The sequence below is a fragment of the Flavobacterium sp. genome (genome assembly GCF_043720215.1).
In the GTDB taxonomy this organism is placed as follows: Bacteria; Bacteroidota; Bacteroidia; order Flavobacteriales; family Flavobacteriaceae; genus Flavobacterium.
In genome coordinates this window covers 1-16,159 of the sequence record NZ_JAYSSZ010000044.1, presented here as the reverse complement: position 1 = coordinate 16,159, position 16,159 = coordinate 1, and the positions used below count along the sequence as shown (strand labels likewise).

General features: G+C 29.2%; 23 protein-coding genes. 17 read left to right on the top strand and 6 right to left on the bottom strand.

What is annotated here, in order from left to right; translation table 11 throughout:
• Positions 1-49: 49 nt before the first annotated feature.
• Positions 50-394: a response regulator gene (locus ACHZC3_RS01870; RefSeq protein ID WP_394758177.1), complete on the bottom strand. Its 345-nt coding sequence runs from the start codon at positions 392-394 to the stop codon at positions 50-52.
• Positions 395-749: 355 nt separating this feature from the next.
• Here ACHZC3_RS01870 and ACHZC3_RS01865 point away from each other — a divergent pair, with 355 nt between their 5' ends.
• Positions 750-1,943: a site-specific integrase gene (locus ACHZC3_RS01865; protein ID WP_394758176.1), complete on the top strand. Its 1,194-nt coding sequence runs from the start codon at positions 750-752 to the stop codon at positions 1,941-1,943.
• A gap of 464 nt (positions 1,944-2,407) precedes the next feature.
• The gene (locus tag ACHZC3_RS01860; RefSeq protein WP_394758175.1) at positions 2,408-2,626 is read left to right on the top strand and encodes a hypothetical protein; all 219 of its coding nucleotides are present in this window, start codon (positions 2,408-2,410) and stop codon (positions 2,624-2,626) included.
• A 184-nt stretch (positions 2,627-2,810) separates the two neighbouring features.
• Here ACHZC3_RS01860 and ACHZC3_RS01855 read toward each other — a convergent pair whose 3' ends face one another.
• Complete coding sequence (locus tag ACHZC3_RS01855) at positions 2,811-3,095, bottom strand: hypothetical protein (protein WP_394758174.1); 285 nt, start codon at positions 3,093-3,095, stop codon at positions 2,811-2,813.
• A gap of 4 nt (positions 3,096-3,099) precedes the next feature.
• Positions 3,100-3,534: a hypothetical protein gene (locus tag ACHZC3_RS01850; RefSeq protein WP_394758173.1), complete on the bottom strand. Its 435-nt coding sequence runs from the start codon at positions 3,532-3,534 to the stop codon at positions 3,100-3,102.
• Positions 3,535-3,614: 80 nt separating this feature from the next.
• Between ACHZC3_RS01850 and ACHZC3_RS01845 the strand changes: the two genes are divergently transcribed.
• The 15 genes from ACHZC3_RS01845 (at position 3,615) to ACHZC3_RS01775 (ending at position 11,175) form a co-directional block, all read left to right on the top strand.
• Entirely contained in the window at positions 3,615-4,442 is an 828-nt protein-coding gene (locus ACHZC3_RS01845; protein WP_394758172.1) for a hypothetical protein, read from the top strand.
• A 119-nt stretch (positions 4,443-4,561) separates the two neighbouring features.
• Positions 4,562-4,786: a hypothetical protein gene (locus ACHZC3_RS01840; RefSeq protein WP_394758171.1), complete on the top strand. Its 225-nt coding sequence runs from the start codon at positions 4,562-4,564 to the stop codon at positions 4,784-4,786.
• A 10-nt stretch (positions 4,787-4,796) separates the two neighbouring features.
• Positions 4,797-5,207: a hypothetical protein gene (locus ACHZC3_RS01835; protein WP_394758170.1), complete on the top strand. Its 411-nt coding sequence runs from the start codon at positions 4,797-4,799 to the stop codon at positions 5,205-5,207.
• Complete coding sequence (locus ACHZC3_RS01830) at positions 5,207-5,431, top strand: hypothetical protein (protein WP_394758169.1); 225 nt, start codon at positions 5,207-5,209, stop codon at positions 5,429-5,431. The genes ACHZC3_RS01835 and ACHZC3_RS01830 overlap by 1 nt, the downstream gene beginning before the upstream one ends.
• Before the next feature lie 126 nt (positions 5,432-5,557).
• The gene (locus ACHZC3_RS01825) at positions 5,558-5,743 is read left to right on the top strand and encodes a hypothetical protein (protein WP_394758168.1); all 186 of its coding nucleotides are present in this window, start codon (positions 5,558-5,560) and stop codon (positions 5,741-5,743) included.
• Positions 5,744-5,815: 72 nt separating this feature from the next.
• The gene (locus ACHZC3_RS01820) at positions 5,816-5,983 is read left to right on the top strand and encodes a hypothetical protein (RefSeq protein WP_394758167.1); all 168 of its coding nucleotides are present in this window, start codon (positions 5,816-5,818) and stop codon (positions 5,981-5,983) included.
• 43 nt (positions 5,984-6,026) lie between these two features.
• Positions 6,027-6,233 (top strand): hypothetical protein, encoded by a 207-nt coding sequence (locus ACHZC3_RS01815; protein WP_394758166.1) that lies wholly within the window; start codon positions 6,027-6,029, stop codon positions 6,231-6,233.
• 1 nt (position 6,234) lies between these two features.
• The gene (locus tag ACHZC3_RS01810) at positions 6,235-6,498 is read left to right on the top strand and encodes a hypothetical protein (protein ID WP_394758165.1); all 264 of its coding nucleotides are present in this window, start codon (positions 6,235-6,237) and stop codon (positions 6,496-6,498) included.
• Positions 6,499-6,520: 22 nt separating this feature from the next.
• Complete coding sequence (locus ACHZC3_RS01805) at positions 6,521-6,745, top strand: hypothetical protein (RefSeq protein ID WP_394758164.1); 225 nt, start codon at positions 6,521-6,523, stop codon at positions 6,743-6,745.
• A 135-nt stretch (positions 6,746-6,880) separates the two neighbouring features.
• Positions 6,881-7,192, top strand: coding sequence for a hypothetical protein (locus ACHZC3_RS01800; protein ID WP_394758163.1), 312 nt, complete (start codon positions 6,881-6,883; stop codon positions 7,190-7,192).
• 4 nt (positions 7,193-7,196) lie between these two features.
• Positions 7,197-7,811: a hypothetical protein gene (locus tag ACHZC3_RS01795; RefSeq protein WP_394758162.1), complete on the top strand. Its 615-nt coding sequence runs from the start codon at positions 7,197-7,199 to the stop codon at positions 7,809-7,811.
• Between the two features lie 7 nt (positions 7,812-7,818).
• Positions 7,819-8,112, top strand: a complete 294-nt coding sequence (locus ACHZC3_RS01790; RefSeq protein ID WP_394758161.1) for a helix-turn-helix domain-containing protein — start codon at positions 7,819-7,821, stop codon at positions 8,110-8,112.
• Positions 8,113-8,366: 254 nt separating this feature from the next.
• Positions 8,367-9,329 carry a hypothetical protein gene (locus tag ACHZC3_RS01785; RefSeq protein ID WP_394758160.1) on the top strand — a complete coding sequence of 321 codons (963 nt, stop codon included), beginning with the start codon at positions 8,367-8,369 and terminating at the stop codon, positions 9,327-9,329.
• A 510-nt stretch (positions 9,330-9,839) separates the two neighbouring features.
• Positions 9,840-10,175: a helix-turn-helix transcriptional regulator gene (locus ACHZC3_RS01780; protein ID WP_394758159.1), complete on the top strand. Its 336-nt coding sequence runs from the start codon at positions 9,840-9,842 to the stop codon at positions 10,173-10,175.
• Positions 10,150-11,175, top strand: coding sequence for a hypothetical protein (locus ACHZC3_RS01775; RefSeq protein WP_394758158.1), 1,026 nt, complete (start codon positions 10,150-10,152; stop codon positions 11,173-11,175). Before ACHZC3_RS01780 ends, ACHZC3_RS01775 begins: the two co-directional genes overlap by 26 nt.
• A gap of 661 nt (positions 11,176-11,836) precedes the next feature.
• On the opposite strand, the gene ACHZC3_RS01770 is transcribed toward ACHZC3_RS01775, so the two are convergent.
• Genes ACHZC3_RS01770 through ACHZC3_RS01760 form a run of 3 tightly spaced genes read right to left on the bottom strand, consistent with a single transcriptional unit; the run spans position 11,837 to position 15,937 of the window.
• Positions 11,837-13,567: an ATP-dependent endonuclease gene (locus ACHZC3_RS01770; protein ID WP_394758157.1), complete on the bottom strand. Its 1,731-nt coding sequence runs from the start codon at positions 13,565-13,567 to the stop codon at positions 11,837-11,839.
• Positions 13,568-13,602: 35 nt separating this feature from the next.
• Positions 13,603-14,676, bottom strand: a complete 1,074-nt coding sequence (locus ACHZC3_RS01765) for an HpaII family restriction endonuclease (protein ID WP_394758156.1) — start codon at positions 14,674-14,676, stop codon at positions 13,603-13,605.
• Entirely contained in the window at positions 14,660-15,937 is a 1,278-nt protein-coding gene (locus ACHZC3_RS01760; protein WP_394758155.1) for a DNA cytosine methyltransferase, read from the bottom strand. Before ACHZC3_RS01760 ends, ACHZC3_RS01765 begins: the two co-directional genes overlap by 17 nt.
• Between the last annotated feature and the right edge of the window lie 222 nt (positions 15,938-16,159).

The following is a 16,159-nucleotide window of genomic DNA, read 5'->3' as shown; positions in this document are numbered from 1 at the left end:
TTTTGGCGATTTAACAGTGCCTTTTTAAGCAGTAATTAATCACAAGTTATTAACAATCAATATGTTGATGTGTTTTTAAGGGTGGACTATTTAAGCGTATGGTTTCGCAATAACCCGTAGCAATAACAATTTTTATTTTAGGATATTTTATTCTTATTAATTTAGCTAAATCTTCTCCGCTGTTTATATTTTCTTCTGAATATGCAGGCATACTTAAATCTAGAATTATAATATCAATAGGTTGTATTTTGTTTTGGAGGAAAATAAAATTATAAGCAGCTTCTAGAGAATTAGCGGTGTTAATTTTTGTTTTTATTTCTAAATCAGCTAAAGCCATTTTGTAGAAATCAGTAATCATAATATGGTCGTCGACCAGTAGAATTTTAAGTGGCATAAATTTTATTTTTACTTTCCAAAGAAAAATATATTTTTCTTTTAAACGTTATTTTTTTGTTTTCTTTTAACCGTAATGTTGATAAAAGTTTTCCTATAACGTCTCGTGGCTTGGCGTCAGTTGGGGATTTGGTTAGCCAAATGTATAAATTAAAGACCGAACTTCCAAGTACAAAACCTACTCAAAACATAACAATTTAACAAACATATTTATATCAAAATGCTTATAAAATAAGGGTTTAACGAAATATTGACAAATACATTTATCAAATTTTATCAATAGAATTGATACCGATTTTCTACCAAAGATATTAAAATTTTATTTGTAGGTTTGCAATAAGAAACACTTACTTATTATGCAAAAAACTAAATTCAATACGGTATTTAACCGTAAAAATAAACTGAACCCACAGGGCAAAGGTTTAATTCAAATAGAATGTTATTTGAATGGTCGCAAAAAATATTTTTCTACAAATATTTATTTAGAACCCCAATACTGGCACTACAAAACCAAAACTATTAAAATTGATTTTGCAAACGGAATTAAACTAAACAAGCAAATTAGTGAAACTTTACGAAATTTAGAAAATTTTGAACTGGATTTGATAAACCAAAATAAGCCGTTTAATTTGTCGATGCTCGATGATTTTTTTAAGCCACAGCAAAAGTATAATTTCACGGACTTTATAGAAAACGAAATTAAAAACGGCAACCACGCCACCGCTACCAAAGTAAACCAAACCGCCACCCTAAAACGACTAAAACAATTTAAAAAAGAGATTGATTTTAAAGATATTACATTTGAATTTTTGCACGATTTTAACCGATTTTGCGAGAAACAAACACTATCATTTGACGGCAAAAGCGATAAAAAACTACAACATAACACGATTTACAAATACTTTGCAAACATTAAAATATTTGTGAATTTAGCGATTAATAAAAATTTGATGAGTTATGAAAACTACCCATTTAGAAAGTTTAAAATAAGTTTGCAACCAGTCGAAAAAACATTTTTAACGCCACAGGAAATAATACTATTTGAGTGCGTGGAACTCACAGGCGACAGCCAAAAATACCAGTATGTAAAAGATTTATTTTTGTTTGCAACCTACACAGGATTAAGATATAGCGATGTAATAAGTTTGCAAAAAACCGATTTTGAAACCATTGACGGCAACAAATATTTAGTTAAGAAAATGGAAAAAACAGGCGACACGGTGCGAGTACCAATATTTGAAATTTTCAAGGGCAAACCGATTGAAATTATAAATAAATACTTCACGTTTAAAAGTGTTTTTTGTTTTGAACATTTAAGCAACCAACATATAAACAACTACTTAAAAGAAATTTGCGGACTGGCAGGAATTACAAAAAAAGTAACCTTTCACACGGCACGGCACACAACCGCCACATATTTACTTTACAAAGGCGTTTCAATAACAACAGTACAAAAGATTTTAGGACATAGAAACCTTGCAACTACTCAAATTTATGGACATATAATGGATAGCACCATAACAAAAGAATTACTTGCGGTAAACTGGTAAAGCCTTTATATTTGAACTATTAAAACAAAGAAAATGAACAAATACAAACACACACCCAAACCACTTTTTTACTGGCTTTTAGCAACTATAATTTTATCATTATTCATTTCTCCGATTGTATTTGGTATTGTTGTAGGTGGCTGGTTTTTATACGCTTTTATTGTGTTTTGTAACAAGTTATAAAGTTTAAAAATTAGTATTGCATAATAATTAAATAGTTTATAAATTTGTAAAATAAAATATAAATTATTAGTAGTTGGATTGCATATCTTTCGGGGATAGTTTTAAAAAACCTTATTAGTATTTATATTGCATTGTAGCGATTCACTAAATACTGAATTTAAAAACCTTATTAGTGCATTGGACTGTATATCCTTTTACCACTTTTAGGGTTTTTTTGTACAAAAAAATCGCATTGCACAGTAATTTTAGAGTTTTTAAATTTGCCGTATAAACTTTTACAAATGGCACTAACAAGAGAACAAGGAGCGTTAAAAAACAAACTTTTACGTTACAAAGAAATAATAAAAGAGTACCAAAGCCATAACACACAGGATATACCGCTTACAGTAATTTGGCGTAATTACATTTACCCAAAATTTTACATTAGCAAAGGAACGCTATACAACGCATTAAACGAACCAATAGAAAAACAACTTAAAGAACTTGCAACAATAGAATAAAATCGACACTAATTTTATATTTTGCATAAAAAAACCGCACCAACTGGAGCGGTTTTTTTATGCAACCTTACACACCTGGTCCAAAATCGCTACAACTAAAATAAAGGGTAATTACCCTTTTTAGCACATTAAAAACCTACAAAACCGTTTTAAAGGAGCGGTTAATTTACCTTTTTTTGTTGCATCAGTACCAAATTACAACCCACAAAAAACGCCCCAAATGGAGCGTATTTAAATAATTTGTATCTATCCAATCGTACAAGTATTGCAGAGTAAAACCCATAGTTGCAAGGTTGGTTTTAAGGTGCAAAGGCGGAATTTCTTTGTCTTTTTCTCGGTGGGTAATTGGTCGGAAACAATTAGGACAGTTGTACAAGTCGTGCGATGCTTTTGTACGTTGGTAAGTGCAACCGTGAGCGGTTAAAAATGCTATCCAAATTTTTGTTTTTACAGGTCTATTGTTGCCCATAAACCTATACAGTTACTTCCATGCGTGAAGTTTTTACGCTCCCAAAGTCAAAGCCTTGTAGTACACCGTTTTGGTCGATGTAGGCTTTTGAGTAGTCTGTATTTTGTTGGTTTTCATTAACAAAACCAAGTTTTACAAGTTCCGTTTCTTTTTGTTCATTGGTTAATTTTGTTAATGCTTCACAAAAAAAGTCGATGTTATCTATAAACGATTTTCTCGCTTCGTCCATAGTATCGCCGTAACCACTAACCAACAAAGCAGGTGCAATACATACATAAAAGTCGCCGTCTTTTACTTCAAAAACAGAAACGCCCATAGTAATAGCGTTGCCCTCGATGTGTATAATTTCTTTAATTTCTTTAAAACTTGATTTCATTTCGTTAAGTGTTTCTTTGTTTTGATAATATACAAATGTATAGATAATTTTGTTTGTAACCATTTTTATTGATAAATTTTGACAAAAAAACAACATTTTTTTTGTTATTTTGCCACCATAGAAACACTTAACTAAAATGAAAAATGAGTAAAATAACAGTAAAACACTTTTTAAATACAAGATTAAAACCCGAAATTGAAGATAAAATAAAAGTATATCCGCTTTATTTGTCTATTACTTATGATAGAATGAATGTGAGAACTCCAAGCCACATAAGGAATGGAATTTCAACTACAATAAGTGAAAACGACTTTTTGAAAAATAAAATTGAACATAAAATTTTATTTAAAATGAATTATGAATCGGATTTAATTAAAAGATGCGTAGAGATTTTTAAAAATGATGAGAATTTAAAACAGTTAAGAAAAGATTATCATTTACTTTATTCTTTAAAAAATTATAGAAGTAAAATAGAGCGACTGAATATTTTTAATACATACATAGATTACTATACACACTCAATTTATGGCGTGGTTTCAGATTATTTGCACGATGAAATAAAAATAAAAGTAATCGAAAAAATAAACGATGAAATAAAAGATTTTGATTTATTAGATAATCATAAAATGCAAATGTTATTATATCCAAATAATCCAAATTTATACAAACTTATTGTTAAGTATAATTTAGGTTTTAAGTATGAGATGTATTTTATTTTATGGTCAAGATTTCATAGTTTTTTAGCGTATGAAGGTAGTATTTACGGTTATGATATGCCTTACATAGATTGGAAACAAGGAATAGGACAAAGAATATTTAGAGAGTATTTAAAAACATACATTAGAGAGCGTACAGATTGTTGGAATTTAGATTTTTTTAATGATAAAAACATAGATAGTTGTATTGAAATAATAGAAAATATAATAAATAAAGATAATTATTTTAAGAAATTGTTAGAAATTTACGATTAGTAAATAATTGATATTCAAAGCGTTATTTATTTAACGCTTTTTTTATTTGAATTTTGTTGTGTTATTTGTTGTGTAAATAAATATTATAATTACATTTGTCAAAATTAAAAGATAAAAAAATGAGAAAATTTCCTAAAGGTGCTATAACTCAAATAGCCAAAGAATTTGATTTGAGTAGTAATACAATTTCAGCAGTTGTAAACGGTAAACGAACAAACAAAAAGCAAAGCGAAATTTTAAAACGGTTAACGGAAATTACTGAAAATCATTTGAGCGAAAAAAAAGCCAAAGAAACTGAATTACAGCAATTAACGGCAGGTTTTCAAGCGGTTGCAAGTGCATAAACTTTGAGTTATGAACAAGCCAAAGAAAATAACTATAAAGCATTATTTAGAAAAAAGATGTATTAAGCCCAAATTAATTAACAATATACCACATTGGGAGGTTTATATTTCGATTACAGTAAATAGAAAAACCACAAACCTAAAAAGTTCGATTTTTGAATTGTTTAATACGATTGATGATTTACATAAAAAAGAATCGAAAGTAATAGAAAATGAAGTTAAGGAATTAGAAACAAAAATAAGATTAGAACTTAACAAAGACAATAATTACAGTTTTACACAGCCACGCAGACGAATAGCAATAAATGAATTTAAAACTATCATTAAGTTAGAAAAAGAAATTTTAGAATTAAAAAGAAAATGCAAAAATCAACAATCAAAAATTTATAAACTGGAGCAGTTAAAACTAAAATTAGAATAATGGAAAAATTAGAATTTTCGACAAACTGGAATAACAAGTTAGATTGTAAATGTTTTACAACGATTAGGATTTACAACCCTACAAAGCATTTTCACGGCAATAAATTTGAGGTTTTTTTGCAAAAGAAATACAAAGCCAAAGTAGAGGTTTTGAGTGTTGGAGTTATCAAAATTAAAGATTTAACAGATTATATATGTTACCTCGATACAGGAATAGCAAAATAGAAACGATCGAAATTTTGTATAAAAGTACCCACGTATAGACTTTAAAAACCAGTATTTAACCATTTTGTTATTAAAGAAAATTGAGCCACCAAAACCCAAACAAGAAACTTTATTTAATTGATTATTATGGATAAAATGGAATTTATTAATCAGTTTGGCGATGCACCAATAAAAGAAATTGCAACCGCTTTAAAACTCGATTATACGTTAGTAAAAAACTATTTTTTTGGTTTACAAGTAAGCCAAAAAGCAGAAAGTTTAATTGATGGAGAGTTTGAAAAAATGCAAAAAAGATTATTTAAAGATAAATGAAATGTTACTAAAAAAAAACTTCGCAGGGATTTTTTAGCAACCAAAAGCACATAAACCAACAAACACAAATTTATGACTATTCACGAAAAAACATTTGAGAAACTAAAGCATTTTGAAATCCAAACACAGGAACTAATACAGGAACTGGAAACGGCAAAAGTAAGCAAAAAGGATATTGACAAAGTCAATACATTATTAACCAAAATTGATATTTGCAAACGTGCATTTAACGACAAATAAAAACAATTTTAAACAACGCCCAAAAGGCATAAAATACAATTTTATGAAAGCACTAAAAGAACTTAAAAAAGCAAAAAAATATTTAAAACAAGTCGCAAAAGATTACAACCCCGATGTGTTTTGTGCCTTTAGAGATACGTATGATGTTGATTTTGATTTAGAAAAATTACATTTTATTCAAGATAAAGTATCAGAATTAAATGAAACGGTATTATTGTTTAGAAAAAGTATAACTACCAAACAAAAGTAATATGAAACATTGGAGCGAATTTTTATTAACACGAACCCAAGCCACAAATAGGCTCGGTCGCATAGCACGAACTTTGACTTATGAAGTCCAAGAAAAAACAATACAACTGGAACACGCAAAGGCAAATTTAGAACGGTTAGAACTGAATATTTGCAATAAAATAGCAAACCAGTACAGCCACGAAAACGACTTTGAAAACGCTATTGAAACTGCCAAACACAAAGCCGAAATTTACAATAACGAACCAGTAAACTCACATAAATAATAATTTAGAAACACTTAACACAATGAATACAGAAACAATAAATAATACAGATTTACCAAACTTTTTACAGGAACAAATAAAAGTTATTGACGGATTAACAAAACGATATAATCAAGTTTGCACCGATTTTGAAATAGAAAAAAATTGCAAAAATCAAGTTTACTTTTTTATCTTAAAAAATGGCTACTTCGATGAATATGTAGAATACACAAAAAAGAATCCAGTAGAATCAGTACAAAACAGGTAACAAATATATATGAAAGTATTTAGCACCCAAAAAGTAAAAAGTTTGCAAGGCGAACCACTACAAATTAGAGTAAAAATATTTAACAAAGTAGTATTTAGATTTTCGTTTAAACCTACTTTAAACCCTATTTAAAATATGAAAATTAAAGAAATTGAAAATTTAGTACCACAGTTCAGCAGTCAAATGTTAGCAATGTTTGGAACTACACAAAGTGAGTTAGCCAGTAAAACGGTACAACTTGGTTTTAAGATAGTAGAGGGCAACTCGAAAACCTTAAATATGGAGCAAACCAAAAAAGATAAGTTTTGGTTATCGTTGCACAGTAATATGGAACTTTTGAAAGGACGTTTTTTAGAAACGTATTTATTGCAAAATCCAACGGCAACAAACGAGCAAAAAACAGACGCATTTTTTAAATATGTAGATAAAGAAACCCCTAAAAATTAAAATTATGAGTACACCATTTGTAAAAGTATTATTAGCAAAAAATCAAATCGGAATAGATAGTGCAATACAAGAATACGAAACGCATAAAAACTATTTTCAAGATTGTGTAAATAAGGTTTTAGCGTTGGGCGTAACAATGCAGGAAAATGATTTATTGTTACTGTTTGACAACCCAAAAGCCTACATAACCGACAAACTTACAGCAGGGGAAACAATGCAGGTAGGAGGTTTAAAACTGAACAAAGAAAAGTTATTTGATTTGATTGAAAAACCAGTTGGAACGAACGAATTAATAGAAAGAATAGAACTGGATAAACAAAAGCAAGATTTTAATCAGTTCACTATTTGGAAAGCAAATAGATTTACAATTACGGCAAATTTAGTTAGTCTAAATACTGAAAGTATCGAGCAAATAGAAAAATCGTTTTCACTTTATATAACAACTCAAAACCAACAAACAGGACTTAATAAAATTACAGAATTGGTGCAACTTATTAACGAGATTAACCAGTTAGAAGTTACCCAAAAAATTGGTATGAATACAGAATTACAGGATTTTATGAGTTATAAAAATAACGAATACGAGGTTAATAATTTGGCAGTCAAATACTTTAAATAATGAAAATATGAGTACAGATATAGCGGTTATAAGCGTTCCACTATCGGAATGGTCGGAGGTTAAAAACCAACTGGCAAACATTGGTAAAAGTTTACTGGCATTACAAAGCAAAAATAAAAGCGAATATCTAACACCTAAAGAAGTTTGCGAGTTAATGAAATGTAGCCGCAACACTTACGAAAATTATGTAAGAAGCGGTATTTTGATACCTATAAAAGTACAATCTAAAAAGTACAGCAAACTACTTTTTAAGCGTATAGATATAGAATATTATTTGTGCCAAAGAATAGAAACAAATTAACGATTTTAGGGCGGAAACAATTACTTAATGATTAGTAAACGATTGATTTTGTAGTAAAAAAAACGAATGCGGTTAAGAAACACTTACTTAAACCCGAACCACTATTAAAATAGTGGTTTTGGTGCATAAAAACAATTTATAAAAAAGTAATTCACAAAAAAAACCGCCCTTACTTAAGGGGCGGTTAAGAAACACTCACTTAATGAATAGCGAACTATATCAATAGTGTAGTGGTGCAAATATATAAAATTATAATGATTGACAAAATACGGTTTTCAAAAAAGAATTTATCAGATAGCGAAATTAAAAAGATAGTAGATAGAAATCATTTAGCCACTCACGATGTGGACGGTTTAAAGCATTGGCACAATGATAGAACTAAAAATTTTAACGGGGGGTTGAGCATAAAAATAGACAAAACGAAAACGCTATTAATTGAGGGTAGTTTGCACAAATATAGCACTTTTTTAACATTAAAAAAGTTAGATAATTTTGATGTTTTCACAATGATACAGGCAAAAGAAACGTATTTAAAAATGATTAAAAATGTAGGTTTTGAGCCTATAAACACAACAGTAAGGGAGTACGAAATAGGAATAAATATTATTACAGATATAGAGCCAAAAGTACTACTAAAAAACATATATAGTATTGGCGATTTGACAACTGAAAAAAAGTTTTACATAGACCCGAAATATAAAAAAGAAAGTCAAATAACAACAGAAACGCACAAAGATTATAAAGTGCATCATAGGTCGTATGATAAAATACACGAAATGTTAGACGCTAAAAAAGATGTTCCAAACCTCAAAATAATAAGAATTGAAACCGTACAAAAAAGAGTAGAAAAAACATTTTTGATTGACTTTTTTACAGATGCAAATTTAAAACGGTTACAAAACACTTTTTTTGATAAGTGGAACAAACTTAATTTTTTAGTAGAAATTACAGCACCGCCCAAAACTGGAACGGCAAAAATTGAACTGGCAAAAAAGTTGTGTAAAAAAAGTAAGTCCGATTTATTGAATGAAATTTTAATTGAGTACAAAAATAATACGAAAACTATTAAAAGTTATTATACAGATAAGCGGTTTATAGAGAACTGGGAAAACGAAAAAATACACTTTGTACCAACCAAAAGTAAAGTATTACTCACGTGGGAAAAAATGTATAACAATGAAAAACAGATACATACATTAAATAAAAATTTAAAATGATAAAATTTGATACTTTTTTTTGTTGCAAGGACGCTTTAATGTTCCCGACCTTTTTTTTACGGTAGCTTGTCTTCAACTTCCGAAAGGAAGTTATACAGCATATCCAACCAATAGCAGTACAATAAAGGCATTAACCAAATAGGCAAAAAACCCCGAAAATAGCACATAACAAAAAAAGTCCGATTTTGGGGTAAAATTGGTACTAAAATAACGGTTTTTTTAAAGGCACATCAAAAAATACGCTTAATAGCGTTATTTTAGACTTAAAACATTGAAAATCAGTTAATACAAATCAAAAAAGGTAGAAAACAGGGCAAAAAAGACCTTATTTATCTATGCGAGTGTTTCAAGTCTGAAAATTTTTACAGGGGGCGGGTATATTTCACAATCAATCAAAAGAAGTTCAAAAAATACCTTATTGCAAAACCCTTACAAAAAATTCCGTTTACCGAATAATAACCACTATTTAATATCATTTTATTTACCCTTAAATTACTTAATACCCTAAATATGAAAAAATCGAAAATTGAACCAGTTCCAAAGAAACAAAGATTAACTTATACGCTCGAAGTCAAAGCGAGTGCAAAACGTTATTATTTGATTGGTTTAACACTAAATGAAATTAGCAAATTGATTGAAGCACCAGTAAGAACTATTGAAAAATGGCAAATTGTAGAAAACTGGAGAGAATTAAGAGAAAACAAAACAATACACTCAAAGGCATTAGATTTATTTTTGAGTGGCAAAACCTACAAACAAATAGCAATTTTATTAAATATCAGTACCGCCACAGTTTGGCGTTACCTAAATAACGCTAAAAATGAAAAGCAAAATACAACTAACTAAAACCAGTATCAAAGGTTTATATTTGACAAACGAGGGCAAAGCGTGGCGAAAAGATTTAAAAATCGAAATTACAGCCACCACAAACGACAAAGTAAGGTTTAACGGCAAATTGTACGATTTGCAAAAGTTAATCAATTTAAGCAAGGTAAAAGCCACCGCCACCAGTAGAAACAATGTAAAGCCACCAGTTAAAAAAGCCGTTTCTATTCGTGAACTACAAAAGCAAGGTTTTAAGAAAACCAAAATAAGCGGTTTATACGTTTCAAATAACGGACTTTGTTGTAATTCCGTCTCAAAACGAATTTTAACCGTTACAAACGGTAAAACCACTATTAACGGCAAAGCGTACAACGTAGCAAAGATAGTTTTAGAAACATTTTGTAAAATTCCAGTTAGGAGCGGTCAAATGAATTTTATAAATGGTAATGATAAAGATTTTAGTTTTGAAAATTTAAAATACAAAAGTACCATAAAACAACCGCCACCAGTTGCCACCGATTTGATAAAGTGCATTAGGTTTTATTTTGAAGTCGATAAAAAGTTTACAACTTCAAACATTTTGTATAAATTCTATTTGTACGAAATTATCAAAATGCGAAATTTTAACTACAAATACAAAGGATTGGATTTTGATTTGTTTTTAGACTATTCAAAAAATGATTTTTTGGTTTTGTCAAATAATCAAAAAACCGTTTTCGATAAATTCAATTATACAGCCACCAACGGCAAAAATGCAATTAACAAATATTTGAATTTATTGATTTGTGAATGTTTGCAGGATTTTGAAAACGGATTTTTACAACTCAAAGACTTTAAACCAAAGCCACCAACAAAAACCGAAAATTTACGATTGTTACAAACCAAAATAAACGAGTACGGATTGAATGTAAAAATACCTTTGCGTAAAAAAAGCATTAAGGAACTTTTGAAAGATTATAAAAAGCATACCAAAGCAATTGATTTAAAAATTGAAAATCTAAAAAGCAAATCGCCACACTAAAGCGGTTTTTTTGTGCAAAAAACATTTAGAAAGTACTTTTTGAACTTTTGATTTAGAGTTTAAAATATTGATTTTAAGTATTTTAAAAATATTTTGTTTTGACTGGTAGAAAATAGGTAACAAAAAAGCCGTTTTTTAGGTCAAATTTTGAATGTTTAGAATGATTTTGATATTTGTAAATTTTGCGAGTTTTTATCATTAGCACTGGAACACAATTACTGGAGCAGTCGCCACCAGTTCACGAACCATTAGCACAGGAACACGATTACTGGAGCAGTCGCTACCAGTTCACGAACCAATAGCACAGGATTAAAATTACTGGAGCAGTCGCCACCAGTTCACGAACCATTAGCACAGGAACACGATTACTGGAGCGGTCGCCACCAGTTCACAAACCATTAGCACAGGAACACAATTACTGGAGCGGTCGCCACCAGTTCACGAACCATTAGCATAACATTACGATTACTGGAGCAGTCGCCAAAATAATTATTTAAACAGATTATAAATAAAAAAAATACTCATTTTCTACCAAAAGAAAATAAATATTTTTAAATAACTTAAAATCAATAAGTTATGAAATTTTAAAAAAGTACAAAACCAACTTTAAAGTTTGCCTAAAACCCCAATTGCGCCAAACCGCTGTTAACTGAAGCCCTTTTTAGTTCTTTATTTGATTTAATAAATCTTTTAAATAGATAAAATTTTCATCTTCTTTTTTTAACCAATATATTATAAAATCAATATATAATAATTCTATTTGTTCAGTTGAATTATAAATAATTGATGATAAATTTTTAAATTTATCTTTAGAATCTTTACTATTTTCATTAATTTTATCTAACTCTTCTTGACCATCTTCATTACTTAAATCATTCAGTTTATTTAAAGCGAATTCGTTATTCCAAATAATATCTTCTGGAATTTTAAGAGGAAAATAGAAAACATTTTTTAAGTAAAAATTCAAATAATTTACAGCTAAAATTTTCTTTTGAGATGAATTTCCACCTTCATTATTTCCATCAACTGAAAATTTGATTTTGCATTTGGTTTGTTTCTCAATTAGAAAATTTAATTGTTCATAAGATTCAATTTGATTTTGAGCAAGAGTTGATATATTAATATGGTCATTTTCTTGTTTTTGGTCACCATCAAAAATTACTATAGTTTCAGGGTGAATTTCAATAATTGTAGTTATTTTTTGTTTGAGTGAATCCGAACCTCCAGGTAGATATTTAATATTAAAAATCTCTTTAGTATCATTTCCTAACTTATTTAAAATTCTATCTAAAATTATTTTTGCGAGTTTATCTTCTACTATTATTTGTTTTTTTTGGATATCTGTTTCAATTTCTAATTCATAAAAAGCTTCTTTGTAATCACGCTCATTTTCGATATGAAATTGTCCAAATTTATTTAAAGAAAATACTTTTATAGAGTTTGCAGGCATTCCCTTAATTAAGATTGGTGAATGAGTTGAAATAATAATCTGTAATTTCTTTTTTTTGGATTGTTCCAATAAAAATTCGCGTAGTCTAATTTGAGCTCCAGAATGTAATGACGTTTCTGGTTCATCAAGCAATATTAAAGAATTTTCCGAACAATTAAATATCTTATTGATTAACACAATAATTGCAGTTTCGCCACTACCAGCAAAAGCCTCTGAATATGAAATTTCATTAGAAGTAAATCTAACGGAAAATCCCCATTCTTTGAAAAAAGAATGCTCAAGTATATCTATTGATACATAATTTTTACCGAGAATATATGATACTTTTAGTATTTCATCTTCGGTAAGTTGGATTATTTTTTTGTTCTTTTCAACACCTCTGAATTTAATTATACTATTTGTATTAAATGCTTGTTTTAATTTTTTTGAATACTTCCTTAAATAATCTTGTTTTGATTTTATTTGAGAATTTTTTGAAAAATTTAAAAAATACATAAACTTATCAAAAGCACTTAATTCAGATCTGAAATCAATATATTCAACTGGTTTTTCAATTGGAGAATGTCTTTTTTCACTATCCATTTCATATTTTTTAACTGGTCGTGATGGTTCCCAATAATCTGGATTTTTTTCTCTCTTTATTCTTTGTTTTAAAACCTCACAAATTAGGTTATTTGATTTGAAACCATAAATAAAGCAATTTCTATTGTCTGAAAATTCTTGAATTGGGTCAATTTCTGTAGTAAACCAATACTCACCTAAACTATAATTTTTTGGCGCACCATAAAGCGATTGTAAAGTCGAACTTTTTCCACCTCCGTTTTTACCTACAAAAAATGTTATAGGAAAATCAAATGTTATTTTTGTGTTTATTTCTAGATTTCTAAAATAAGGATATCTTATATGTTCAATATAATTAACAAAAGAATTTGATTCTTTCATTTTTTTTAAAATTTCAATTTCTTTGTTTATATCCATTATTTAAATCGGATTTGTAAATTTAGTTTGAAATATACTTTTCCATTTTCGGTGTAAATCTTTCCAAATTCGTGTCTTGAACTACTTGCTGTTTCCAATTTTGTATTTTGAAACAAGTAATCTTCGAACTGATTTCGGTTGTAAATATGATAACACAAAACATCACCGTTTTTTTTTACTATTAAATAACCACCAGTAGCATCATAAATTCCGTTCCAAACTTTCGATGGTGTCATACCGAGTGCAACATCGGTTAAAAATCGTTTTATTTTGTATTCATAAAATGTATGAGCAAACTGATTATCGTAATTTAGCGGATTTATTTTGTTAACACTTTCGGTTAAACTTTCTATTGAACTCAAATTTGATGTGTAAAATGTTTTTACAATTTCGGCTAAAATGTTTGGTAACAAACTATCGATTAAAACCAAGTTATTTTTAAAAACATCTTGTTCAAGTGAAAGATAATTTAATTTTCCTCCAAATTGTTTTACGCTTTCAATTCTGTCTTTTATTTTGCTTTTTGTGTCAATTTCATTTATCGTTTGAATTTCATTTTCTGTTGGTTGAAATCCTAAAATTTGATAAATAAAATTTGTAGTTTTTCCAGCATTTAATAGTGTTGCTTGTCCGCCAAGTTGCGATTTTATACTAAATCCTAATTCCGCAGTTTGATTAATTCGTTGGTCGTGAATTACAATTCTAATATCGGATTTTGAAGTTGATTTTGCTTTCAGTGATCTACAATTTATTGAGTTCATAAAAGTTTCTATTTCTGGAATACTAAATGCTCCATTTGAACCTTTAATAGTTGCTAATAATTTTGCAGATTGTTCTGTAAAAGTTTTTACAGGAATTCTCAATTCTTCTCTACCACCAGAAATAATTACTAAATCGCTATTTATTTCGTATTCAAAATTTCCGCCACTTTCGTTACGAATAATCTTGATTATTGGATAAAATAATTCTTCGACTTTATTCAAATCGGCATCGCCAGCAAATAATTGTTTGTCGCCAAGTAACTTAAACAAAGCGTAAACTTCACTCCATTCTCCTTTATTTCCTGATAGCATATTTTGAAATTCCGATTAGTTCTAAAATTTTGTTTGCAGTTGCCTGAATTGCTGGAACAGCAACCGAGTTTCCAAATTGTTTATATGCAGATGCGTCAGCAACTGGAATTATATAATTTTCAGGAAAACCTTGTAATCTCGCCCATTCTCTTGGTGTCATTTTGCGAATTCCTTCACGATTTACCGTTCCTTTTATGTGAGTTGTTGGCGTAAAATCTGTAATTCTATGGTCTAAAACTAAATTTCTTTCTCTTCCCATTCCTCCAACAACAATTGCGTTTGCAGTTCCATTATCAGGAATAATTGCGTAGCCAAATCCGTTTCCTTTACTTGCGTGTCTTGATTTGTGATTAACTAAAGTTTGAACGTATTGTGTTGAAAGATAATACTTTGTTGGCGGAACATTTCTTTCTTTTACATTTTCAAAAGTTGGATTGTTTTGCAAAGGTTCAGGATATTCAAAACTAGAAATATTTAAATCGTTGGCGAAGCCAACGATATAAATTCTTTCTCGGTTTTGTGGAACTCCGAAATTTTTTGCATTTATTATTTGAGGTTCTGGAACATAATAACCCAAATCATTTCGTAAAACGTTCAAAATTGTTTCCAAAGTTTTTCCTTTATCGTGGCTTCTTAATCCTTTTACGTTTTCAAGAAAAATTGCTTTCGGTTTATGCTTTTTAATTATTTCTGCAACGTCAAAAAATAAAGTTCCTCGAGTGTCGTCAAAACCTCCACGTTTTCCTGCGATTGAAAATGCTTGACAAGGAAATCCTGCGCAAAGTAAATCGAACTCTTCTGGAATATAATCTTTAATTTGTTGTTTTGTAATGTCGCCAAATGGAACTTCTCCAAAATTTGCTTTGTAAGTTTTCTGTGCGTTTATATCCCATTCGCTTGTGAAAACACATTTTCCACCAAGATTTTGCATTGCAATTCTGAAACCACCAATTCCAGCAAATAAATCTATGAATTTGAATGAATAATTTTCTGGAGTTGGAAACGGAACGTTTTCAACTTCAAAGAGTAATTGTTGCATCGCATCTTCGGCAACAATTGATAAATTTTCTTCTTCTTGTTTGTATGTAATAAAGTTTTCTAGTGCTTTTTCTGCATCTTTTTTATAATATTTTGAAACTCCATTTCGAATATTGTGTAAATAATGAGTCAAAACTGCTTTGCCATTATTTGGCTCAACAATTCTTATTTGGTAGCGTTTGCCATCAAATTCGTCAATACTAATATTTTCTTTTAACTTCATTTTTACTTCAATCAATTTTTTGCAAGTTCGTAATTATTGATTTAGTATGTTCAATTTTTAAGAAAAAGAAGTTCACAATTTTTTCAACACTTTTTTAGTCCTGTTTTTCTATGCGGTTTGGGCGGGTTTCAGTTAACGTTTCCGAGCTACTCGCAGTACCGCCTTTTGGGGCGGTATTGCGAGTAACTCGTGTTGTACGCTGTTATTATTCTCTGCGAAGAT

Excerpts from the sequence above, each read along its gene's own strand:
- ACHZC3_RS01870 (WP_394758177.1), bottom strand. The coding sequence starts at position 394 with ATGCCACTTAAAATTCTACTGGTCGACGACCATATTATGATTACTGAT.
- ACHZC3_RS01865 (WP_394758176.1), top strand. The coding sequence starts at position 750 with ATGCAAAAAACTAAATTCAATACGGTATTTAACCGTAAAAATAAACTG.
- ACHZC3_RS01860 (WP_394758175.1), top strand. The coding sequence starts at position 2,408 with ATGGCACTAACAAGAGAACAAGGAGCGTTAAAAAACAAACTTTTACGT.
- ACHZC3_RS01855 (WP_394758174.1), bottom strand. The coding sequence starts at position 3,095 with ATGGGCAACAATAGACCTGTAAAAACAAAAATTTGGATAGCATTTTTA.
- ACHZC3_RS01850 (WP_394758173.1), bottom strand. The coding sequence starts at position 3,534 with ATGGTTACAAACAAAATTATCTATACATTTGTATATTATCAAAACAAA.
- ACHZC3_RS01845 (WP_394758172.1), top strand. The coding sequence starts at position 3,615 with ATGAGTAAAATAACAGTAAAACACTTTTTAAATACAAGATTAAAACCC.
- ACHZC3_RS01840 (WP_394758171.1), top strand. The coding sequence starts at position 4,562 with ATGAGAAAATTTCCTAAAGGTGCTATAACTCAAATAGCCAAAGAATTT.
- ACHZC3_RS01835 (WP_394758170.1), top strand. The coding sequence starts at position 4,797 with ATGAACAAGCCAAAGAAAATAACTATAAAGCATTATTTAGAAAAAAGA.
- ACHZC3_RS01830 (WP_394758169.1), top strand. The coding sequence starts at position 5,207 with ATGGAAAAATTAGAATTTTCGACAAACTGGAATAACAAGTTAGATTGT.
- ACHZC3_RS01825 (WP_394758168.1), top strand. The coding sequence starts at position 5,558 with ATGGATAAAATGGAATTTATTAATCAGTTTGGCGATGCACCAATAAAA.
- ACHZC3_RS01820 (WP_394758167.1), top strand. The coding sequence starts at position 5,816 with ATGACTATTCACGAAAAAACATTTGAGAAACTAAAGCATTTTGAAATC.
- ACHZC3_RS01815 (WP_394758166.1), top strand. The coding sequence starts at position 6,027 with ATGAAAGCACTAAAAGAACTTAAAAAAGCAAAAAAATATTTAAAACAA.
- ACHZC3_RS01810 (WP_394758165.1), top strand. The coding sequence starts at position 6,235 with ATGAAACATTGGAGCGAATTTTTATTAACACGAACCCAAGCCACAAAT.
- ACHZC3_RS01805 (WP_394758164.1), top strand. The coding sequence starts at position 6,521 with ATGAATACAGAAACAATAAATAATACAGATTTACCAAACTTTTTACAG.
- ACHZC3_RS01800 (WP_394758163.1), top strand. The coding sequence starts at position 6,881 with ATGAAAATTAAAGAAATTGAAAATTTAGTACCACAGTTCAGCAGTCAA.
- ACHZC3_RS01795 (WP_394758162.1), top strand. The coding sequence starts at position 7,197 with ATGAGTACACCATTTGTAAAAGTATTATTAGCAAAAAATCAAATCGGA.
- ACHZC3_RS01790 (WP_394758161.1), top strand. The coding sequence starts at position 7,819 with ATGAGTACAGATATAGCGGTTATAAGCGTTCCACTATCGGAATGGTCG.
- ACHZC3_RS01785 (WP_394758160.1), top strand. The coding sequence starts at position 8,367 with ATGATTGACAAAATACGGTTTTCAAAAAAGAATTTATCAGATAGCGAA.
- ACHZC3_RS01780 (WP_394758159.1), top strand. The coding sequence starts at position 9,840 with ATGAAAAAATCGAAAATTGAACCAGTTCCAAAGAAACAAAGATTAACT.
- ACHZC3_RS01775 (WP_394758158.1), top strand. The coding sequence starts at position 10,150 with ATGAAAAGCAAAATACAACTAACTAAAACCAGTATCAAAGGTTTATAT.
- ACHZC3_RS01770 (WP_394758157.1), bottom strand. The coding sequence starts at position 13,567 with ATGAAAGAATCAAATTCTTTTGTTAATTATATTGAACATATAAGATAT.
- ACHZC3_RS01765 (WP_394758156.1), bottom strand. The coding sequence starts at position 14,676 with ATGCTATCAGGAAATAAAGGAGAATGGAGTGAAGTTTACGCTTTGTTT.
- ACHZC3_RS01760 (WP_394758155.1), bottom strand. The coding sequence starts at position 15,937 with ATGAAGTTAAAAGAAAATATTAGTATTGACGAATTTGATGGCAAACGC.